Origin of the sequence: Rhizobium skierniewicense Ch11, from assembly GCF_023757665.1 — a bacterium.
Lineage (GTDB): Bacteria > Pseudomonadota > Alphaproteobacteria > Rhizobiales > Rhizobiaceae > Agrobacterium > Agrobacterium skierniewicense.
The window spans coordinates 1-18,502 of the sequence record NZ_RXPG01000012.1 but is presented as its reverse complement, the minus strand read 5'-3'; the positions used below and the strand labels follow the sequence as shown (position 1 = coordinate 18,502).

20 protein-coding genes, 1 tRNA gene and 1 pseudogene are annotated in these 18,502 nt (G+C 56.2%); 9 read left to right on the top strand and 13 right to left on the bottom strand.

Features of this window, described 5'->3' with window-relative positions:
- Nucleotides 1-68 precede the first annotated feature (68 nt).
- From EKM04_RS11370 to EKM04_RS11360, 3 genes are all read left to right on the top strand, one after another.
- Nucleotides 69-737 carry a hypothetical protein gene (locus tag EKM04_RS11370; RefSeq protein ID WP_174155701.1) on the top strand — a complete coding sequence of 223 codons (669 nt, stop codon included), beginning with the start codon at nt 69-71 and terminating at the stop codon, nt 735-737.
- Between the two features lie 82 nt (nt 738-819).
- A complete protein-coding gene (gene hpt, locus EKM04_RS11365; protein WP_174155631.1) occupies nt 820-1,365 on the top strand; it encodes a hypoxanthine phosphoribosyltransferase in 546 nt (181 codons plus the stop codon).
- Between the two features lie 148 nt (nt 1,366-1,513).
- A complete protein-coding gene (locus EKM04_RS11360) occupies nt 1,514-1,882 on the top strand; it encodes a response regulator (RefSeq protein WP_113493065.1) in 369 nt (122 codons plus the stop codon).
- A gap of 58 nt (nt 1,883-1,940) precedes the next feature.
- Here the strand turns inward: EKM04_RS11360 and EKM04_RS11355 are convergent, their stop codons facing one another.
- The 4 genes from EKM04_RS11355 to argH form a co-directional block, all read right to left on the bottom strand.
- Nucleotides 1,941-4,601 carry a TIGR02302 family protein gene (locus EKM04_RS11355; RefSeq protein ID WP_183897601.1) on the bottom strand — a complete coding sequence of 887 codons (2,661 nt, stop codon included), beginning with the start codon at nt 4,599-4,601 and terminating at the stop codon, nt 1,941-1,943.
- 155 nt (nt 4,602-4,756) lie between these two features.
- Nucleotides 4,757-6,025: a diaminopimelate decarboxylase gene (gene lysA / locus EKM04_RS11350; protein ID WP_183897602.1), complete on the bottom strand. Its 1,269-nt coding sequence runs from the start codon at nt 6,023-6,025 to the stop codon at nt 4,757-4,759.
- 11 nt (nt 6,026-6,036) lie between these two features.
- Complete coding sequence (gene lptM / locus EKM04_RS23145) at nt 6,037-6,348, bottom strand: LPS translocon maturation chaperone LptM (RefSeq protein WP_252094061.1); 312 nt, start codon at nt 6,346-6,348, stop codon at nt 6,037-6,039.
- Nucleotides 6,330-7,730: an argininosuccinate lyase gene (argH, locus tag EKM04_RS11340; protein ID WP_183897603.1), complete on the bottom strand. Its 1,401-nt coding sequence runs from the start codon at nt 7,728-7,730 to the stop codon at nt 6,330-6,332. Before argH ends, lptM begins: the two co-directional genes overlap by 19 nt.
- A gap of 24 nt (nt 7,731-7,754) precedes the next feature.
- Between argH and tlpA the strand changes: the two genes are divergently transcribed.
- Nucleotides 7,755-8,423: a thiol:disulfide interchange protein TlpA gene (gene tlpA / locus EKM04_RS11335; RefSeq protein ID WP_174155626.1), complete on the top strand. Its 669-nt coding sequence runs from the start codon at nt 7,755-7,757 to the stop codon at nt 8,421-8,423.
- An 11-nt stretch (nt 8,424-8,434) separates the two neighbouring features.
- On the opposite strand, the gene EKM04_RS11330 is transcribed toward tlpA, so the two are convergent.
- The 7 genes from EKM04_RS11330 to EKM04_RS11300 form a co-directional block, all read right to left on the bottom strand.
- Nucleotides 8,435-9,316: a 3-hydroxybutyryl-CoA dehydrogenase gene (locus EKM04_RS11330; RefSeq protein WP_183897604.1), complete on the bottom strand. Its 882-nt coding sequence runs from the start codon at nt 9,314-9,316 to the stop codon at nt 8,435-8,437.
- 120 nt (nt 9,317-9,436) lie between these two features.
- Entirely contained in the window at nt 9,437-10,366 is a 930-nt protein-coding gene (locus EKM04_RS11325; RefSeq protein ID WP_183897605.1) for an electron transfer flavoprotein subunit alpha/FixB family protein, read from the bottom strand.
- 24 nt (nt 10,367-10,390) lie between these two features.
- A complete protein-coding gene (locus EKM04_RS11320) occupies nt 10,391-11,137 on the bottom strand; it encodes an electron transfer flavoprotein subunit beta/FixA family protein (protein ID WP_183897606.1) in 747 nt (248 codons plus the stop codon).
- A gap of 181 nt (nt 11,138-11,318) precedes the next feature.
- Nucleotides 11,319-12,092: a rhomboid family intramembrane serine protease gene (locus EKM04_RS11315; protein WP_183897607.1), complete on the bottom strand. Its 774-nt coding sequence runs from the start codon at nt 12,090-12,092 to the stop codon at nt 11,319-11,321.
- A gap of 22 nt (nt 12,093-12,114) precedes the next feature.
- Nucleotides 12,115-12,702: a cob(I)yrinic acid a,c-diamide adenosyltransferase gene (locus EKM04_RS11310; RefSeq protein WP_183897608.1), complete on the bottom strand. Its 588-nt coding sequence runs from the start codon at nt 12,700-12,702 to the stop codon at nt 12,115-12,117.
- Between the two features lie 18 nt (nt 12,703-12,720).
- Entirely contained in the window at nt 12,721-12,918 is a 198-nt protein-coding gene (locus EKM04_RS11305; protein WP_174155620.1) for a twin transmembrane helix small protein, read from the bottom strand.
- Between the two features lie 66 nt (nt 12,919-12,984).
- Nucleotides 12,985-13,818, bottom strand: a complete 834-nt coding sequence (locus EKM04_RS11300) for an SDR family oxidoreductase (RefSeq protein WP_183897609.1) — start codon at nt 13,816-13,818, stop codon at nt 12,985-12,987.
- A 174-nt stretch (nt 13,819-13,992) separates the two neighbouring features.
- Between EKM04_RS11300 and EKM04_RS11295 the strand changes: the two genes are divergently transcribed.
- A complete protein-coding gene (locus EKM04_RS11295; RefSeq protein ID WP_183897610.1) occupies nt 13,993-14,901 on the top strand; it encodes a YihY/virulence factor BrkB family protein in 909 nt (302 codons plus the stop codon).
- Here EKM04_RS11295 and gluQRS read toward each other — a convergent pair.
- Nucleotides 14,872-15,768: a tRNA glutamyl-Q(34) synthetase GluQRS gene (gene gluQRS, locus EKM04_RS11290; RefSeq protein WP_183897611.1), complete on the bottom strand. Its 897-nt coding sequence runs from the start codon at nt 15,766-15,768 to the stop codon at nt 14,872-14,874. The genes EKM04_RS11295 and gluQRS overlap by 30 nt on opposite strands.
- Before the next feature lie 45 nt (nt 15,769-15,813).
- On the opposite strand from gluQRS, the gene EKM04_RS11285 reads away from it, so the two are divergent.
- Nucleotides 15,814-16,461 (top strand): DNA-3-methyladenine glycosylase family protein, encoded by a 648-nt coding sequence (locus tag EKM04_RS11285; protein WP_183897612.1) that lies wholly within the window; start codon nt 15,814-15,816, stop codon nt 16,459-16,461.
- A gap of 100 nt (nt 16,462-16,561) precedes the next feature.
- Nucleotides 16,562-17,119, top strand: coding sequence for an HNH endonuclease (locus tag EKM04_RS11280; protein ID WP_174155615.1), 558 nt, complete (start codon nt 16,562-16,564; stop codon nt 17,117-17,119).
- An 8-nt stretch (nt 17,120-17,127) separates the two neighbouring features.
- Here the strand turns inward: EKM04_RS11280 and EKM04_RS11275 are convergent, their stop codons facing one another.
- Nucleotides 17,128-17,643 carry a disulfide bond formation protein B gene (locus EKM04_RS11275; protein WP_183897613.1) on the bottom strand — a complete coding sequence of 172 codons (516 nt, stop codon included), beginning with the start codon at nt 17,641-17,643 and terminating at the stop codon, nt 17,128-17,130.
- A 253-nt stretch (nt 17,644-17,896) separates the two neighbouring features.
- On the opposite strand from EKM04_RS11275, the gene EKM04_RS11270 reads away from it, so the two are divergent.
- Both EKM04_RS11270 and EKM04_RS23140 read left to right on the top strand, forming a co-directional pair.
- Nucleotides 17,897-17,981, top strand: a tRNA-Leu gene (locus EKM04_RS11270).
- Nucleotides 17,982-18,064: 83 nt separating this feature from the next.
- Nucleotides 18,065-18,253: pseudogene (locus EKM04_RS23140) on the top strand (DUF6538 domain-containing protein); the annotation flags it as partial.
- Between the last annotated feature and the right edge of the window lie 249 nt (nt 18,254-18,502).

Below are 18,502 nucleotides of genomic sequence, written 5' to 3'. Positions count from 1 at the left end.
CTGGTCAGGCTTTCATTCAATGCCCAGTTTTATGGGGCCGAAAACCTGACCGAGGGAACTTCATGGCTATGTTCCGTTCATCTCGCCGGCAAGCGGCATTCGATTTGGACCTTTTGATGCCGGAGCCGCCGCCGCGCCAAAGAGCGCGCCCACGTTCCAACACGGACATCTTAGATGCCGAGTTTGTCACGATAAAGGAAACGCCTGCACGAGACTACGGAAATGACAACCGTCGCGCTGCTTCCCACGGGAGTGTGCCGCCCTCATTTACAGCGCTGGATGCTTTGCGTTTCACGATCGAACGGATCGACAGAAAATTATCAGGTCTCTCCGTCGATGGCTACTCTGCCATCGTCGCCGCTGCTGTGGTGGGAGTTTTCTTTCTGTCCGGCGGTTTTGCGATGATCCTTCACAAAAATGAAGCCGTTGCGGCTGTCGTCGAGCCACTTGATATCAGCCACATCACCATCACCCCACAGGATGCAGGGGGTATGGAGGTGCTTGTCATAAACGGGATCGTTGAAAACAAAAGCGGCACGGTACAGGACATACCGGCGATCCGCGCCGATCTTTTCGTGGCCAAGGGTGAGAAGGTCGCAAGCATGCTGATCGAACCGCCGGTACTTGAAATCAAAGCAGGCGCCAGTCAGGGCTTTACGGCAAAGCTGCGCCACCCCGGTGGAAAAACACCCAAAATTACGCTTTCTTTCGCACAAACGGGTGCTTCCGAGCGTTGATTATGCTACCCGACGCCCTTCTTACTATTTCGGCTGTCCGTATCCCAATGATACTGCGCACCGGATAAGCGCAGGAGAAGACATGCCCGTCGTCCGTGGAAAAAATATCGAGCCGCTTTACACTGCCGAGCAGATTGCGGAGCGTAACCGTGATATGGCCAAGCTTATCGCAACGGGCCCCACCAATGATCTATTGGTGATCGCTGTTCTCAAGGGCTCTTTCATTTTCGCGGCCGACCTGATCCGAGCCTTGCATGATAGCGGTTTGGCACCCGAAGTCGAGTTCATCACGCTTTCGAGCTACGGTACGGGCATGGTTTCGCAGGGTGTGCGTATCGTCAAAGACATCGACAGCGATGTGAAAGATCGCGATGTTCTGTTGATCGATGATATTCTCGAATCCGGCCGCACTTTGCTCTTTGCCAAGGAACTGCTTTATGAGCGCGGGGCGCGCAATGTCTCGATTGCCGTGCTGCTGGACAAGAAAGTCAAGCGAAAGGAAAAGCTCGAGGCTGACTATGTCGGCTTCGAATGCCCCGATTATTTCGTTGTCGGATACGGAATGGATGTGGCCTACGCCTTCCGCGAACTGCCATTCGTCGGCGTCGTTACCGGTGATGCCGAGTAAGATAAACTGCTCCGTTTTGCAACGCTTGGTGGCCGACACCAGCATGGATTGTTAACCATGCCATTCAGATGGCCACTTTCATTTACCTCTTGCAAAGGGAAATGACCGAGTTTGAGCTCGCTGGAATGAATACCAGGAGCGATGGAAAATGGCAAAAATACTGATTACTGAAGACGAGGATGCATTGCGGTCTTTCGTGGCCCGCGCGCTGCGTCTGGACGGACACGAGACATTTGAAGCCGCTGATGGTGAACAAGGCTTCGAAAAATTGAGCGAAGGCAAGTTCGACCTTCTGCTATCCGATATCCGCATGCCGGTCATGGATGGCATTGAGTTGGCGCACCGCGCCGCATCACAATTCCCAAATCTGAAAATCCTTTTGATGACGGGTTATGCCGAGCAGCGCGAACGCGCAGATGACCTGATGGAGAAAATCATCGACGTCATTCCGAAGCCCTTCGCGCTCCCTGATATTCGCAAGGCAGTTGCACGCGCCCTGGCAGCCGTTCCGGCTTAAATCTCACAAATAGAACGACATAAGGGCGGTTCAACCGCCCTTATCGGTGCGAATGACATCACTGGATGTCCAAGAGGCGTTCCAGGTATCGGCGCTCGACTTCACCTGGCGGGTTATTGCCCAGCTTCTCGCGAATGGCCTCCAGAATCTCACGGGCCCGTTGGACATCAATTTCATCGGGAACGCGGACCTGGTTATCACCGAAGTCCGGCCCGTTGCTTTCACGCGGACGACCGAGCGGATCCCGCCCGTTCTGGCCGCCTTGACCCATCATTCCTTCCTGTCCCTGGCCGGGTTGCTGACCCTGTTGACGCATCGCCTGCATCATCTGGCCCATCATGTCCTGAGCGCCTTGGCGTAAGGCGTTCAGCGCATTACCCTGTCCCTCGACGGCCTGCTCGCCCTGGCTGTCGCCCAGAGCCTGACCCGCGCCCTTCATGTCTTGCTCAGCCTTGCCAAAGTTCTGGCCTGGCTCCATGCCAAGGTCGCGCAGACCCTTTTGCAACTCGCCCAGTTGCTTTCCAAGTCCATCCTGCTGCTGACGCAGGTTTTTCAACGCCTCGCGAAGCTGTTCGGCGGTCATCTGATCTGTCGGGTTTTGGCCCTGTTGCTGTTGGCCCTGCTGATTGGGTGGCTGCTGGCCGTTTTCACCCATTTGCGGATCGGCGCCCTGTTCATCCTGAGGCTGATCGCCGCGTTGAATGCGGTCGCGAAGGGCTTGGTCCAGCTTGAAGGTTTCATCCATCAGCTTTTGCTGTTGCTGCATGATCTCGCCCAGCTTGTCGATCTGCTGACGTAACTGGCTGTTTTGCTGCTGCTGTTGGCCCTGTTGTCCGCGTTGCGGACGGCCAGCCTGGAGGTTGTTCATCATGCGCTGCATCTGGGAGAGCATTTCCTGTGCCGCGTCACGGTTCCCGGAGCGCGCCAGATTTTCGATCTGGTTCATCATATTTTCCAGATCACGCTGGCGCAGCACATTTTGTGCCTGCTGGTTCATGTTGGCCTGCGGCGCATTTTGCATGCGCTGCGCAAGTTCACTCATGAACTCCTTCATCGCTTCGCGAAGCTCCTGCATCAGCTTGGCGATTTCCTCATCGCCTGCTTTGCGATCAATAGCCTCCGATAGCGCCTTCTGTGCGTCACGAAGCCTTTGTTCGGCCTGCGAGAGATCACCGTCTTCGATACCAAGTGCGACTTCCCACAGATAATCCGACGTGTTTTTCAACATCTCTTCGTTGCGGGCGAGCTTCATGCGCGTCTGCGCCGATTGCAGCAGAAGATAATGGGTGGTGTTGGGAATGGTTTCGTCAGGTCGCATGCCAACGGCTTCATTGAAAGCGATGGCTTTCGGCATCTGGCGCGTGTCGAGCGAAAAGATTTGTCGCTGTTCAACAATCGAGGCGGCGAGTGGCTCTGAAAAGTTCCGGCCCGGCAGAATCATCTCCTGCGTAGGGCTACGGCCGGTCTGACCCATACCATCGGTTGCCACAAGTGTGATCCGAACCTTTTTTCCAGCCATCGGATGTTCTGTCAGATTGCGGCTGGTGACGCCTTTCATCTCACGTGGATTTTGTCGTGGCAGGTCCAGTTTGAATTCCGGCGGTGGATAAAGCGGTTTGGCGTCCGCCGCGAGGCCGACCGGCTCGATCACCGCATGGGCTTCGCGAACGCCATAGTCGTCCTTGGCTGTAAAACCGATTTCCAATGCCCCGTTCACGGCGCGGCGCGGCATGTTGTCGAAAGCGATGGTCGGGGCTTTATCCTGGATGACGTTGAACTGCCATTGCTGGCCATTGGCCTCCACCGTGCCGCTTTCCGATATATCCATGGCGAACGTGCGCGGCGCACGCCGTGCATCGACCGCTTCCTGTTGCGTCGCGGCAACGGTCTGCGTCCCGGTCTTCTCGTCACCTTCCGGTGCGAGCGTCTTCATCTCTCCGCCAATGTCAGGCTCAAAGGTTACGGTCTCGTCGCCCTCTCCGCCGGTCATTCGAATGGTCAGTTTGGAGGCTTGCGGCATGGAAATCGCGTTCGTCGCGGTCGCATTCGTACCAGTCAGGAAAATGGGTGCGCGGCCAGTATAGGAGGGTGGGGTCACCCATGCATCGAGCCGAATATCGGGGTTGGCCGGTCCACTTTCGGGGCGATTGCGAAACGCATCGGTGATGTCGCCAGCACCATTGGAAAATGAAAAGCCGAAAGCGGCAACCAGGATCAGGGCGGGAATGGCACGCAGCGCCATCGTGTCATGGCGCGCAATGTCTGGCTGTGGAAGTCCTGCGTCCAGGGCCGCTATACGTTGCGCCATTCGCAACTGGTGTTCTTTCCAAAGCGCACGCGCAAACGGAGTTTCGAAGGCCGGCTCGTCGTCCTGCACGCCAACCGGTTGGTGAGGCAAGCCATTGCGCGCCTCCAGCAGGCGCGAGGCCTCTTCTTTCGTCGGCCATTTCAGGCGCGCAATCGGCAGAATCGAGGTGATGAATGCAAAGATGACAACAAAGACGACGACCCAGCGCACCATGTCCGGCATGTGCCGATAAAGGCCGAACCAGCCGAGGGCTATGAACAGCGCGGCGATGGAGAGTGGAACGAGGGTCTTGGGCACCAGACGTTCCGCCACGATGACCAGTTTTGCGAAAAGCCGTTTCGACGCAACGCGGCGTGCAAGGTCAGGCCGGCTTTCAAAACCGCCTTTTCCGCTCTGTTTCGATGTGGTCATCAATCCGTTCTCCCGGTTCTGGCCACCCGATTTCACCACGTTTCAAATGGCAAAACAAATCCGTGCAACGATAGTGAAGATAACACTCTTTATGGCGAAGACGAGGGGAAGGGAGCGCTAACTCCTGTTTTTCGGGTTCATTCGCTCAATTGTGATCACGCAAGCCAAGCTGGCACAGAATCGAGTGCGATCAATTCCTCGTATGTGCTGCGTGGGCGGATGACATGAAATTCTGTGCCCTTTACCAGCACTTCAGGGACCAGAAGCCTTGAATTGTATGTTCCGGCCTGCACCGCACCATAGGCACCTGCGGAACTGACGGCAATCAAGTCGCCGGGTTCAGGTGCTGCCATCTCGCGGTCTAGCGCCAGATAATCGCCTGTTTCGCAGACGGGTCCGACGATATCTGCCTTGATCCGAGGCGCATCTGGCACAGGCTGAACGACGGGCCGGATGCCGTGATAGGCTTCATAAAGGGTTGGGCGAATGAGGTCATTCATCGCACCATCGACGATCACGAATGTCTTTTCACCGCCGTCCTTCACATAGATGACCTCCGTCACCAGAATGCCCGCATTGCCGACGATCAGACGACCAGGCTCGGTAATGATCTTGCAGTCCAGACTCTTGAGTTCGTTCTTGACGATATAGGCATAGGCATCCGGTAGCGGGGGCGGATTGTTGTCTTCGCGGTAGGGAATGCCCAAACCGCCGCCGATATCAACGTGGCTGATCGTATGGCCATCGCCGCGAAGCGATTCCACTAGCGTACGCAGCAGGCGGAATGCAGATTCGAATGGCTGCAATTCGGTGATCTGGCTGCCGATATGCATGTCGATGCCGCTGACGACGATGCCCGGTAAGGTGGCCGCATGGGCATAGACGGCGCGCGCGCGCTCATAGGGAATGCCGAACTTGTTTTCTTTTTTGCCCGTCGAAATCTTGGCATGGGTCCCCGCGTCGACGTCGGGATTGATGCGAAAGGAGACATGCGCCTTTCTGCCAGCCTTGAGGGCCCGCAAGTTCAGGACTTCCAGCTCGGGTTCGGATTCGATGTTGAAGCAATAGATGCCCGCCTCAAGCGCCAGATCGATTTCCGCGACGGTCTTCCCAACGCCAGAAAACATGATGCGGTTGGCCGGAATGCCGGCTGCCAGTGCGCGGCGCAGTTCACCACCCGACACGACATCGACACCAGCGCCGAGCTTTGCCAGGGTTTTCAAGACGGCCTGATTGGAATTTGCCTTCATTGCATAGCAAACCATCGCATCGACATCGGCAAAAGCCTCGGAAAACACCTTGTAGTGCCGTTCCAGCGTCGCCGTGGAATAGACATAGAATGGCGTACCGACGACCTTGGCGATTTCAGGCACGGGGACGTTTTCGGCGTGAAGCACGCCGTCGATGTAGTGAAAATGGTTCACGTCGCTGGACCTTAAAGGAGCTTATCGAGAATAAATGGCCGTTCGGGTGTTGGCTGTACCTTCCCCTCTGTCGAGCGCAGATTACGCTGTTCTTTCGGCGTGCTCGGCGGATCAATATCGCCTTTGCGGCCGCATCCGGAAACAGCAAGGCCGACAGCAAGCGTGACGACGACGGGAACGATGAAATTGCGCAAGGTTTTTGAAAGCATGGGCCTGTCCAAAGGAAATCTCTGCATTCCTGATAGCGAAAAACAGGGCGCTTGTGCACCCTGTTTCTTGTGATGCCGACGTAACGTCGGATTGATCAGTTTTTCGCCCGCCACCAGGCGATCTGTTTGCGCACTTCCGACGGCGCCGTTCCGCCGAAGCTGGTTCGACTTGCGACCGATGCCTCTACGGACAGAACGTCGAAAATGCCCGCTGTTATCGCCGGATTGATCGACTGCAGTTCCTCCAGCGAAAGATCACTCAGGTCGCAGCCTTTCTGTTCAGCGAGCGCAACGGCGTGACCCGTGACATGGTGGGCATCACGGAAGGGCAGGCCTGCTTCACGCACCAGCCAATCGGCCAGATCTGTGGCCGTCGAATAACCGGACCCGGCAGCTTCACGCATCTTATCGGCGCGTACGTCCAGATCACGCACCATGCCCGTCATGGCGGCGATCGCGAGTTCCAGGCTTTCGGCGGAATCGAAGACCTGTTCCTTGTCTTCCTGCATATCCTTGGAGTAGGCGAGCGGCAGACCCTTCATGATGGTGAGAAGGGCAATCAGCGAACCATTGATCCGGCCCGTCTTGGCGCGCACCAGTTCCGCGGCATCCGGGTTTTTCTTCTGCGGCATGATGGAGGAGCCGGTTGAAAAAGCATCGGACAGGCGGATGAAGCCGAACTGCGGCGTCGACCAGATGACGATTTCTTCAGCCAGACGTGAAAGATGCGTCGCGCAGATCGACGCGATCGACAGGAATTCCAGCGCAAAATCGCGGTCGGATACCGTGTCGATGGAATTGCGTGTGGGCTCGCGAAAACCCAACGCCTTCGCTGTCATGTGGCGATCGATCGGATAGCCCGTGCCAGCGAGAGCTGCTGCACCAATCGGGCTTTCGTCCATATGTTCGATGGCGTGGCGAACGCGGGCGCGGTCACGACCGATCATTTCGACATAGGCCATGCAATGATGGCCGAAGGTGACGGGCTGGGCCGTTTGCAGATGAGTGAAGCCCGGCATGACCGTATCAGCGTGTTCTTCGGCGCGGTCGAGAAAGGCTGTGATCAGAGCCGTCAGCATAGCCTCGGTTTTCTGCAGTTCTTCCTTCACCCAAAGGCGAAAGTCGAGAGCCACCTGATCGTTGCGCGAACGCGCCGTGTGAAGACGTCCGGCCGCTGGACCAATAAGGTCGGCCAGGCGCGCCTCGATGTTCATGTGGATGTCCTCAAGCTTGCGGGAGAACTGAAACGATCCGGCTTCGATCTCTGACTGAATCGTGTTCAGGCCGTGAATGATCTTGTCTTTATCTTCTCCGGAAATAATGCCCTTTGCAGCCAGCATGGTGGCATGCGCTATTGAGCCGCGGATGTCCTGCGCATAAAGCTTCTTGTCGAAGCCGATGGACGCATTTATCTCTTCCATGATGGCGGAGGGACCGGAAGCAAAACGTCCGCCCCACATCTGGTTGGAGGATTTCTGTTCGGTGCCATCAGCCATGTTTTGCCTGCCCTGGAGTATTCAATGACAGAAAAAAGGCCTTTCAGGCTCCCTTCCGCCAAACTTGTTGCAATTGCTGCCGTTGCCGGCATCGTCTGCGGCGCGGGCGTGATGATGTTCAGGCTTATTGGGTCTGAAGGTCAGGTTCAAGGGCAAGTCGCAGCGCAATCGGGTTTATGTGAGGGTGCGGCAAAGCGGATCGCGTCTTTGAAACCGTTTTTGAAGGGTCAGGTCGCGGCCATGTCGGCTGCCGAGCGCCCGCGTGTCATCCCCTTGTCCTTCAAGGGGCCTGATGGTGCGGCGATGACGGAAGGCGACCTCAAAGGCAAGACGGTTCTTCTCAACCTGTGGGCCACATGGTGCGTGCCGTGTCGGGAAGAAATGCCCGCGCTCAACGCGCTCGAAAAGGAAAAAGGTGCCGGCAATTTCGAGGTTGTGACGATCAACATCGATGCGGGTGAGGATGAAAAGCCCAAGGCCTTCATGAGTGAATACGGCATCGATTCCCTCAAGCTGTATCGCGACAGTTCGATGGGCGTCTTCAACGCGTTGAAAAAGGAAGGCCTCGCATTCGGCCTTCCCGCAACCTTGCTCATCGATGATCAGGGTTGCTTGCTTGGGTCCATGAACGGTCCGGCAGCGTGGGACAGTGAGGATGCCAAGGCTCTGGCGGAATTTGCCAAGGCAAAATGACGTTTTGACGTTTACCGCGTCGGGACTGGTGTCTCGCCACGGTAATCGTAGAAACCGCGACCGGACTTGCGGCCAAGCCAACCGGCTTCGACATATTTCACGAGAAGCGGGCAGGGGCGATATTTGCTGTCGGCCAAGCCATCATGCAGCACCTGCATGATCGACAGACACGTGTCGAGGCCGATAAAGTCCGCCAGTTGCAGCGGCCCCATTGGGTGGTTTGCGCCGAGCTTCATGGCGGTATCGATGGCTTCAACTGAACCTACGCCTTCGTAAAGCGTGTAGATCGCTTCGTTGATCATCGGTAAAAGAATGCGGTTTACGATGAAAGCCGGGAAATCTTCGGCAACGGTGATCGCCTTGTCCAGCGAGCGCACGAAATTCTTGGCGGTCTCGAACGTCTGCTCGCCGGTCGCGATGCCGCGCACGAGCTCAACCAGCTTCATCACCGGAACCGGATTCATGAAGTGGATGCCCATGAACTGTTCCGGACGGTCGGTGGCAGATGCAAGGCGGGTGATGGATAGCGAGGATGTGTTTGTTGCCAGAAGCGCTTCGGGCTTCAGAACAGGGCAAATCTGCGCATAGATCTTGCGCTTGGTTTCTTCGTGCTCGGTGGCGGCTTCGATGACGAGGTCCATCGCTGCGAGGTCGTTGACGTCTGAGGAGCCACCGATCAATGAGAGTGCCGTCTTTCGCTCTTCATCCTGCATCTTGCCATTGCTGACCTGGCGGGCCAGGTTGCCGTTTATGGTGGCAAGGCCGGCTTCGATACGATCCTTGGCCAGATCGTAGATGTGCACCTTGTAACCAGCCAGCGCCGAAACATGCGCGATGCCGCATCCCATCTGACCGGCGCCAATAATACCGACATTCTTGATAGGGGCGGCCATAATGTGGTTCTCCTGTAGGGCATGTTTTGAGCGCTCAGGCTCTGTATTGATGTTACGCATATTGTCGAAAAACAAAAGCGGCGCGTTTGAAAAACGCGCCGCTTCCAAGTTGAGAAAGGATCACAGTGCTTTTTCAAGCTCTGGCAGAGCATCGAAAAGGTCAGCCACGAGGCCATAATCGGCAACCTGAAAGATCGGCGCTTCCTCGTCCTTGTTGATGGCGACGATGACCTTGCTATCCTTCATTCCAGCCAAGTGCTGGATGGCACCGGAAATTCCAGCCGCGATGTAGAGCTGAGGTGCGACGACCTTTCCAGTCTGACCAACCTGCCAGTCGTTCGGTGCGTAACCTGCATCGACGGCAGCACGCGAAGCGCCAACGGCTGCACCCAGCTTGTCTGCCACGGGCAGCAGAACTTCCTTGAACTTTTCAGACGAACCAAGCGCACGGCCACCTGAGATGATAATCTTTGCCGATGTCAGTTCCGGACGGTCGGATGATGCCAACGCGTCCGATACGAAGTTGGACACGCCGGGGTTTTCAGCAGCGGAAACAGCTTCGACAGACGCGGAGCCCCCAGCTTCTGCCGGTGCAAAGGTCGATGTGCGAACGGTGATGACCTTTTTCGCGTCGCTGGCCTGAACCGTCTGAATGGCGTTGCCGGCATAAATTGGACGCTTGAAGGTATCAGGGGAAATCACCTCCACGATTTCGGAAACCTGAGCGACATCCAGGAAAGCGGCCACGCGTGGCAGAACGTTCTTGGCCGATGCCGTGGCAGGCGCGATGATGACATCGTAGGACTGGGCAAGCGAAACGATCAGCGCTGCGAGTGGCTCGGCAAGCTGGTTGGCATAGGACGCATCGTCGGCAAACAGGACTTTTGAGACACCGGAAAGCTTCGCTGCCTCATCGGCAGCGGCCTTTGCGTTGGAGCCGGCGACGAGAACGGTGACGTCGCCACCGATCTGGGTTGCCGCCGTCAGCGTCTTTGCCGTCTGGTCTGAAAGGGTTGCGTTGTCGTGTTCTGCCAGAAGAAGAGTGGCCATGGTAATATCTCCCTTTCGCGTTTCTTAGATGACGCCGTCAGCTTTGAGCTTCGATACGAGTTCGGCAACGGAGCCGACCTTGATACCTGCCTTGCGACCCGCGGGTTCCTCGGTCTTCAAGACCTTGAGGCGCGGCGCGGTATCGACGCCGAAATCGGCAGGCGTCTTCTTATCAAGGGGCTTTTTCTTGGCCTTCATGATGTTGGGCAAGGATGCGTAGCGGGGTTCGTTGAGACGCAGGTCGGTGGTGACGACTGCGGGAAGCTTCAGTTCCACCGTCTGCAAACCACCATCGACTTCGCGCGTCACGGCGACCTTGCCATCCGAAGGTTCGACCTTGGAAGCGAACGTGCCCTGGCCCCAGCCAAGAAGCGCTGCCAGCATCTGGCCGGTCTGGTTGCTGTCGTCATCGATCGCCTGCTTGCCGACGATCACCAGGCCCGGAGCTTCCGCTTCGACGACACCCTTGAGAAGCTTTGCGACAGCCAGAGGCTCGACGGCTTCGTCTGTCTCGATCAGGATGGCGCGATCGGCACCCATGGCCAATGCCGTGCGCAGTGTTTCTTCCGCCTTGGCGGGTCCGATGGAAACGACGATAACCTCTTCGGCCTTGCCCGCCTCCCTCAAACGAAGGGCTTCCTCGACGGAAATTTCGTCAAACGGGTTCATCGACATTTTGACGTTGGCAAGCTCGACGCCTGAGCCATCCGCCTTGACGCGGATCTTGACGTTGTAGTCCACAACACGCTTCACTGGCACAAGGATTTTCATCGATAACCTTCCTTCAACTCCTGACCCTAAAGCGAAACGCTGAACGGTCCTCCTGATAATCAAGTTGCGACATGGATACGCATTTTTCCGGTAACTTCAACGGAGCAATGCTCATGATCGCATGCGCTTCGGGGATATCTTACGTTAACGTGAACGTAAATATCAATCCTTGTTGCAATCTTCACCTGATACCTTCGAAAGGTCGTTCCGTTTGCGACACGGCAGTCTGCGGCCCTTGATTTTTATATTGGACCGCGCGGGGTGTGACGATGGTGCGATCAAACAGCGGGACGCCGGGCCTTCTGAGGACTAGCACCAGAACAACGCCCGCAATGATGCCGCCCACATGCGCACCCCACGACACACGATCCTGCATGCCGAACAGGAACATGAAGAATTGCTGTCCAATCCATAATGCCAGCGGAATGAAAGCGGGCAGGGGAATGGGAATGCGCATGAAGACCAGGATCCACACGCGGACTTTCGGGTGCAGCAGAAGATATGCGGCCACGACACCTGAGACCGCACCCGACGCGCCGATCAGCGGACCCTGTGAAGACGGCGCGACAACTCCGTGAAACAGCGCGCCGGCTGCCGCGCAGGCAAAGTAGAACAACAAAAAGCGCAGATGGCCGAACGCATCTTCCACATTATCTCCGAAAACCCACAGAAACAGCATGTTAGAGGCGAGATGCCAAAAGCCCAGATGCATGAAGGCGTAGCTGAAGACCGTCATCTGATCAGGGATGAACTGAAGTGCTGGATCGAGCTGGGCATAATCGAACACGACCGCGGGAATGAAACCGAGACCGAGAATGGCGGCATCCCCCGCCTCGCTGCTGAAGAGAACGCCCACCAGCAACCAGACGAGAATGTTGACCGCTATCAGCGACACGGTGACATATTGCAGTTTGATGTGCTTGAGCGAATTCGCATCGTGCAGGGGAATGAACATGCGAAAACGCCCTTGCTGCAGATTAGCGGTTCTGCCCTGGAACCCACAAGATGTCAGGCGCATCCGAATTCGTCGCGTCGTTGGCAAACCGTGCCGCCACGAATAGGAAGTCTGAGAGCCGATTGATATATTTCAACGCGGCACTGCTAACGGTCTCGCCTTCCATCTTTGACAGTTCGACCATCTGGCGCTCCGCGCGCCGCGATATGGTCCGGGCAAGGTGCAGATAGGCAGCAGCCGGTGTGCCGCCGGGAATAACGAATGATTTCAGGGGCGTGAGATCGGCGTTCAGCGCGTCGATTTCGTTTTCAAGGCGCGTCACCTGTGCATCCACAATCCTCAGGGGTTCGTAGGACAGGACTTCGCCTGTGTGCGGCGTTGCCAGATCAGCGCCCAGATCGAACAGATCGTTTTGGGCACGAAACAACATGGTATCGAGTTCTGTCAGGCCTGATGTGTGAAGGCGCGCAACACCGATGGCGGAATTGGTTTCATCAACTGTGCCGTAACTTTCAACGCGCAGATCGTGTTTCACCCGTCTCGGTCCAGAAACGAGGGCGGTCGTGCCGTCGTCGCCAGTGCGGGTATAAATCTTGTTCAGCTTGACCATTGTATGCCTTTAAAACTCCTAGCGTCCGCCGCCCGTCAGCCACAGCACAAACATAATGAGGATGATCGCTATGGCCTGTAAAAGAAGACGCAACTGCATCAGCTTGTTGGATTTGTTTCCATCCGTGCCTTTGAGCATGTTGAAGAGCCCGCGTATCAGCACGAGCACCACCAGCCCCATCACGATGACCGCAAGAACCGTTGCGAAACTGGACATGCTCTAACCCTCCCGAAAATGCCGCGTATCTTTGTGTGCGTTGTAGCTGATCGGATCGTGTCTGCGCTAGTCGAACTTGCGCAACAAACGGTAAAACAATCCACTCGGCAAAAGCCGCTTTAAAATCATGGCCTGCCTGGCAGGGGTGGTGACAAGGTAGTGCGGTTTCGGGTGTGGCGCCGTCAAGGCGTGCTTGAGTTCTGCATAGACGGCATCCGGACCCAGCTTGTGCTTGTTTGCCGGTCCGCCGCCCTCCAGCCTGGCAAGTTGTCGCTTGTAGTCCTGCGCGTGTGCGGAGTTTTCGAGGTCAATATTGCCTTTGATATGAGCCAGAGCGGTTGCCGTAAATTTCGAGGCAATGGGGCCGGGCTCGATCAGGCTGACATGAATGCCGCTGCCCTGCAGTTCCATACGCAAGGTGATCCCCAAACCCTCCAGCGCAAATTTCGATGCCGTATAGGCACCCCGGTATCGGTAGGGCACGAGACCGAGAATGGACGAGCAATGAACGATACGCCCATGCCCACGCTGGCGCATGAAGGGAATGACGCGGCAAGTGAGATCGTGCCAGCCAAATACGTTGGTTTCGAATTGCTGGCGCAACACACCAACCGAGAGGTCTTCGACGGCGCCGGGTTGACCATATGCGCCATTGTTGAACAGGGCATCGATCCGACCGCCGGTTCTGGCGGCAACCGCATCCACCAAAGCGGCGATCGTGTCCGGCTTGGTGTAGTCCATCAATAATGTTTCGATGCCTTGCTGTTCCAGTGCCGGGACATCTTCGGCCCGCCGCACCGTTGCAAAGACCCGCCAACCATCCTGGTGAAGCGCACCGGCGCAATGCGCGCCAATACCAGACGAGCAGCCGGTGATAATGATGACCGGTTTTTCAAGCATGGAAAGTCTTTCCTAAGATCGGGCATCGTATAATGAGCACAGTCGAATTCGGTCGCGCGCAATTCTTCTTGGACGCTGTGGAACCTGGGCATGGTCTCACGCGCTGTACAAGCGGTACTCGGCTTCCCATATCTTGACGTGGGTTACAAATGAAATGTCGATTGAGGAGGTGACATGGTTGCCGCACTGGACATCGTCCGCAAAGTCGCCTTGGATGCCTATTTTCATTTTGCCGAAGATGATGGCTGGGCCATGGCCAGTCACGTGGCGCTGTCGATTTTGCTTGCCTTGTTTCCTTTTCTGATTTTCGGAACGGCGCTTGCCGGTTTCCTTGGTGCCGACCAATTTGCCGAAACGGCGGTCCATATCATTTTCGATACGTGGCCAGCCGCCATTGCAGCACCGCTCGCCGCCCAAGTGCAGCAGGTTCTGACCATTCCACGCGGTGGATTGTTGACGATTTCGGTTCTGGCTGCTGCCTACTTCGCATCCAACGGCGTCGAAGCCATCAGAATTTCCCTCAACCGGGCCTATCGGGTCAGCGAAACCCGCTGGTGGTATGTCACACGGCTGCTCAGCCTTTTTTACGTTATCATCGCGGTGACGATCTTTACCGTTATCAGCATCGTGCTCGTTGCCGTCCCTGTCGCTCTCTCCTTTGCGGAAACGCGCTTTCCCTTGCTCAAGGGCTTTCTGGAAACGGTCTCCAATCTCGGCCTCTACGGAACGATCATCGTTCTGGCGGTCGGACTTGCCGCTGCGCATCTTTGGCTACCCGCGGGACGCCGCCGGATATGGGACGTGCTTCCCGGTATCGTCCTCACTTTGCTCTTCTGGATCATTGGCGCTGCGATATTCGCCTACTACCTAGCGACCTTCGCCAATTATGCTGCGACCTATGCCGGTCTGGCATCCGTCATGATCGTCCTGGTTTTCCTCTATATGGTGGGCGTCATCTTCATGCTGGGCGCAGAGGTGAACGCAGCACTGATGAAGTACCGCATAAGGCACATCATCAAGGCGGGCATTCACAATGGCAGCCTGAGGGAAGCGCTAGATGCCGAGGAGGCCGCGGACATCTGAGGGCAAGATGCCGTCATCCCGCATAGCATTCAAGGACGGACTGCCTATGCTCTTCGAGAGTTTTCTTCTCTGGTCATCCAGTATGAGTCGATGGTGATGATATTCCGGCGCCGGCAATGTCAGCAATTCCTGCAGCACCCGGTGAACAGACGTCGCATGAAACAGGTCCATGCCACGAACGACGTGCGAAATATCTTGCAACGCGTCGTCCACAACGACCGAAAGGTGGTAGCTCGATGCGGCATCGGATCGCGAGAGGATCACATCGCCCCACGCCGCAGGGTCAGCAACGATAACAGTGTTCGAGCCGCGCCGCGTTTCGATCCACGAAAGCGGATGTCGAAGCCGTGCCATCGCCTTGTCCATGTCCAGACGCCAGGCATGTCTTGTGCCAGAGGACAGGAGGGCCGCAATGTCCTCCCTCGATCTCCGTTTGTCGAGCGGTGGGTACAGTGGGGCTGCATCGGGATCGCGCGGCCAGAGTTCCCCATTAGCTTCACGACTTTTCACATAAGCCTTTACGTCGCTGCGGCTCATGAACGAGGGATAGACCAGTTCCATCTCAACCAGTTTTTCCAGCGCCTCACGATACCCATCGAAATGCTCCGACTGTCTCCGAACAGGGGTCTCCCACGTCAGACCAAGCCATGTGAGATCTTCATAAATGCTTTGCTCCAGTTCAGGCGTGCAGCGCGTCCGGTCGATATCCTCGATGCGCAGCAAGAACCGTCCGCCATTTGCGTGCGCCATATCATGATTGAGGATGGCAGAAAGCGCATGGCCGAGATGAAGCCGCCCGTTGGGGCTTGGCGCGAAGCGAAAAACCGGCTTTTGACGTGAAAGCAAAGACATGGTTTCTTCTGCCATGGTTTCCGTTGCTTCGCCAAGACGAAGTCAGGGTCTTGGGGTGCGATGGTAAACATCATTCGAAATGTCGCTGATATCGAGGAGGGCTTAGCTGCCCTTGTGCGGATAGACGCTCGCCTCGCAGAGATTGCCCGTCAGGCAGGACCGCTGCCATTGCGGTTGAGTGAGCCGGGCTTTGCGGGGCTGGCCCACATCATTGTTTCCCAGGTCGTCTCGCGCGCCAGCGCCAACGCCATATGGCAGAGGATTGGTGACGCCGTTGGCGATGTCACGGCGCAAACCTATCTGGCGGTCGCGACGCCAGAGGTTCCGCAATTTGGCCTTTCGCGCGCCAAGGCCAGAACATTGCATCACGTAGCCGTGGCCATTGTCGAGGGAAGGCTGGACCTCGATGCCTTGAATACTCTCGATGAAGCCAAAGCTTTTGCCCAATTGATGACGCTGAAGGGCGTCGGTCCATGGACAGCGCAGGTCTATCTGATGTTTTGCTGCGGATATGCTGATATCTTTCCGCACGGAGATGTCGCTTTGCAGGCGGCTGTGGCGCGGGCTTTCCACATGCAGACCCGCCCGAGCGCGAAATCGCTGGGTGAAATCGCCTGCCAATGGGCGCCATGGCGATCCGTTGCGGCACGACTTTTCTGGTCTTACTATGCGTCCGTGACCCGTCGGGACGCCGTTCCAATCGCCTGAAATTAGCCTTTCTTTCAGCGCTTCATTTATGGGCTTCACAATCCTGTAACAACCGACCTAATATACAAGATGTAGATGCAGAATCGGTCAGGAGACGCCCTTGACGATTGCCGTTTCACCACAGGCCTTGCCCGCGCTCGTTTTGAACGCTGACTACCGGCCACTGAGTTATTATCCCTTGTCGTTGTGGTCCTGGCAGGACGCGATCAAGGCAGTGTTTCTTGACCGTGTGAACATCATCGCGGAATATGATCATGCGGTGTGTTCGCCCAGCTTCTCCATGAGACTGCCGAGTGTCGTCAGCCTCAAGACCTATGTGCAGCCCACACGAAATCCCGCCTTCACGCGCTTCAACGTGTTCTTGCGGGATAAATTCGAGTGCCAATATTGCGGCTCACACGATGATCTGACGTTCGATCACGTCATTCCGCGAGCCCATGGTGGTGAAACCACGTGGCTGAACGTCGTTGCGGCCTGCTCGCCGTGCAATTTGCGAAAAGGCAGCAAGCTGCCAAAAATTGCCGGCATGATCCCTCACCAGAAGCCCTTTCAGCCAACGGTGCAGGACCTGCACAACAACGGTCGCTCCTTTCCACCCAATTATCTGCACGAAAGCTGGATGGATTATCTCTATTGGGATACCGAGTTGCAGCCTTGATCGCTGGCTCAGGCTTGTCTTCGGCTGGCGCCGAAGAACGCGATGCCGGCTAACACGATGCTGGCAATCACGTTCCAGCCAGCGAACGACAATCCAAGAACCCGAAGCGCCGCATCATTGCACGATGGTGGTTTGATGGCGTTGAGGTCGCCCAGCAAACTTCCGGCATTGGTGGTGATGGATGGAGAGCCCGTGGCGCAGGTGACGGGACCTGGCCAGAAGCCCCATTCCACGCCGGAATGATAAATGCCGAGACCGGCACCAATCAGCATGGCAAGTCCCACAAGAATCAGTGCGGATCGCACGATCCAGACCGGCAATTTAAAAAGGCTGGCAGCAATGGCCAGGATTCCGACGGGAATGGCGTAATAATAGGGGTCACGCTGCAACAGGCAGAGCGCGCAAGGTGTATAGCCGCCGATGTGCTGGAAGCCGAGCGCCGAGCCCACGGTGAAAATCATGCCTGCCGTCACGAGGACGGCTGACGTGCGGCGGCTCTTCTCGGCGGAAACTGAACGTGCCATGATCTTTCCTTAACATTCGACGCGGGATTTCAAAGCACCTGATCAGGTGGAAAACAAGGCGGGAGGCAGCCTTTAAAACATGCCACGCAAAAGCCTCTAATCCAGTCTGGTCGCGCTTGCAAATCCTTCATTGGGGACCGACATATCTGTGACAAACAAAGTTTTGTGAAATTGAAATTTTACAAAAATCGGTTGACGTCATGCTGCCGGTTCGTATAGTCCGCCGCATACCAAGGAACAAGATTCCAGAGTTGCCCCTTTGGCGGAATTGGTAGACGCGCCTGACTCAAAATCAGGTTCCGCGAGGAGTGCTGGTTCGATTCCGGCAAGGGGCACCAAAAACATCATTGTAAATCAAATACATGATGCGTTTTCAATAGGTTAAACTTCCATCTGCTAAAGCGAACTGCTACAGCGAGGCATGGAAGACGTGACAATTTACCCTTGGTTGACCCTCAGAAATCGCACATATTATTTGCGCGCACCCGTGCCAGCGGACATCCGTAAGTCGCTCGGTAAAGATCAAATCTGGAAATCTTTGGGCACACAGGACCGGCGTCAGGCAGTCGAAAAGCTGCGGATAGAAAGCGCTGCGGTAAAAAAAATTTTCTACAATGAACGTCGGAGACAGGCAGGCCTCAACGAACCTCCGCTGGAAGAGTTGTCCGAAGCTCAGATCAAGATTGTTGGAGACATCTATTTCGCGCACCTACTGGACGAGGATGAAGAGCGGTGGTTGAGTGGCTTTGAAGGCGACGATTTCGACAGTGCAGCATCTGACCTAGTTGTTCAGTCCCGGCATTTGATGGATCGGATTTAGGATGAAACGATTTGGCTCGATTGTCCATCGTTTGCAGAT

What these genes read in the sequence shown, in the direction of transcription:
- EKM04_RS11310 (WP_183897608.1), bottom strand. Translation starts at nt 12,702, where the DNA reads ATGGTCAAGCTGAACAAGATTTATACCCGCACTGGCGACGACGGCACG.
- EKM04_RS11300 (WP_183897609.1), bottom strand. Translation starts at nt 13,818, where the DNA reads ATGCTTGAAAAACCGGTCATCATTATCACCGGCTGCTCGTCTGGTATT.
- EKM04_RS11285 (WP_183897612.1), top strand. Translation starts at nt 15,814, where the DNA reads ATGGTAAACATCATTCGAAATGTCGCTGATATCGAGGAGGGCTTAGCT.
- tlpA (WP_174155626.1), top strand. Translation starts at nt 7,755, where the DNA reads ATGACAGAAAAAAGGCCTTTCAGGCTCCCTTCCGCCAAACTTGTTGCA.
- EKM04_RS11315 (WP_183897607.1), bottom strand. Translation starts at nt 12,092, where the DNA reads ATGTTCATTCCCCTGCACGATGCGAATTCGCTCAAGCACATCAAACTG.
- EKM04_RS11325 (WP_183897605.1), bottom strand. Translation starts at nt 10,366, where the DNA reads ATGGCCACTCTTCTTCTGGCAGAACACGACAACGCAACCCTTTCAGAC.
- EKM04_RS11320 (WP_183897606.1), bottom strand. Translation starts at nt 11,137, where the DNA reads ATGAAAATCCTTGTGCCAGTGAAGCGTGTTGTGGACTACAACGTCAAG.
- EKM04_RS11295 (WP_183897610.1), top strand. Translation starts at nt 13,993, where the DNA reads ATGGTTGCCGCACTGGACATCGTCCGCAAAGTCGCCTTGGATGCCTAT.
- argH (WP_183897603.1), bottom strand. Translation starts at nt 7,730, where the DNA reads ATGGCTGATGGCACCGAACAGAAATCCTCCAACCAGATGTGGGGCGGA.
- EKM04_RS11275 (WP_183897613.1), bottom strand. Translation starts at nt 17,643, where the DNA reads ATGGCACGTTCAGTTTCCGCCGAGAAGAGCCGCCGCACGTCAGCCGTC.
- hpt (WP_174155631.1), top strand. Translation starts at nt 820, where the DNA reads ATGCCCGTCGTCCGTGGAAAAAATATCGAGCCGCTTTACACTGCCGAG.
- EKM04_RS11330 (WP_183897604.1), bottom strand. Translation starts at nt 9,316, where the DNA reads ATGGCCGCCCCTATCAAGAATGTCGGTATTATTGGCGCCGGTCAGATG.
- EKM04_RS11370 (WP_174155701.1), top strand. Translation starts at nt 69, where the DNA reads ATGTTCCGTTCATCTCGCCGGCAAGCGGCATTCGATTTGGACCTTTTG.
- gluQRS (WP_183897611.1), bottom strand. Translation starts at nt 15,768, where the DNA reads ATGGCAGAAGAAACCATGTCTTTGCTTTCACGTCAAAAGCCGGTTTTT.
- EKM04_RS11305 (WP_174155620.1), bottom strand. Translation starts at nt 12,918, where the DNA reads ATGTCCAGTTTCGCAACGGTTCTTGCGGTCATCGTGATGGGGCTGGTG.
- EKM04_RS11355 (WP_183897601.1), bottom strand. Translation starts at nt 4,601, where the DNA reads ATGACCACATCGAAACAGAGCGGAAAAGGCGGTTTTGAAAGCCGGCCT.
- EKM04_RS11360 (WP_113493065.1), top strand. Translation starts at nt 1,514, where the DNA reads ATGGCAAAAATACTGATTACTGAAGACGAGGATGCATTGCGGTCTTTC.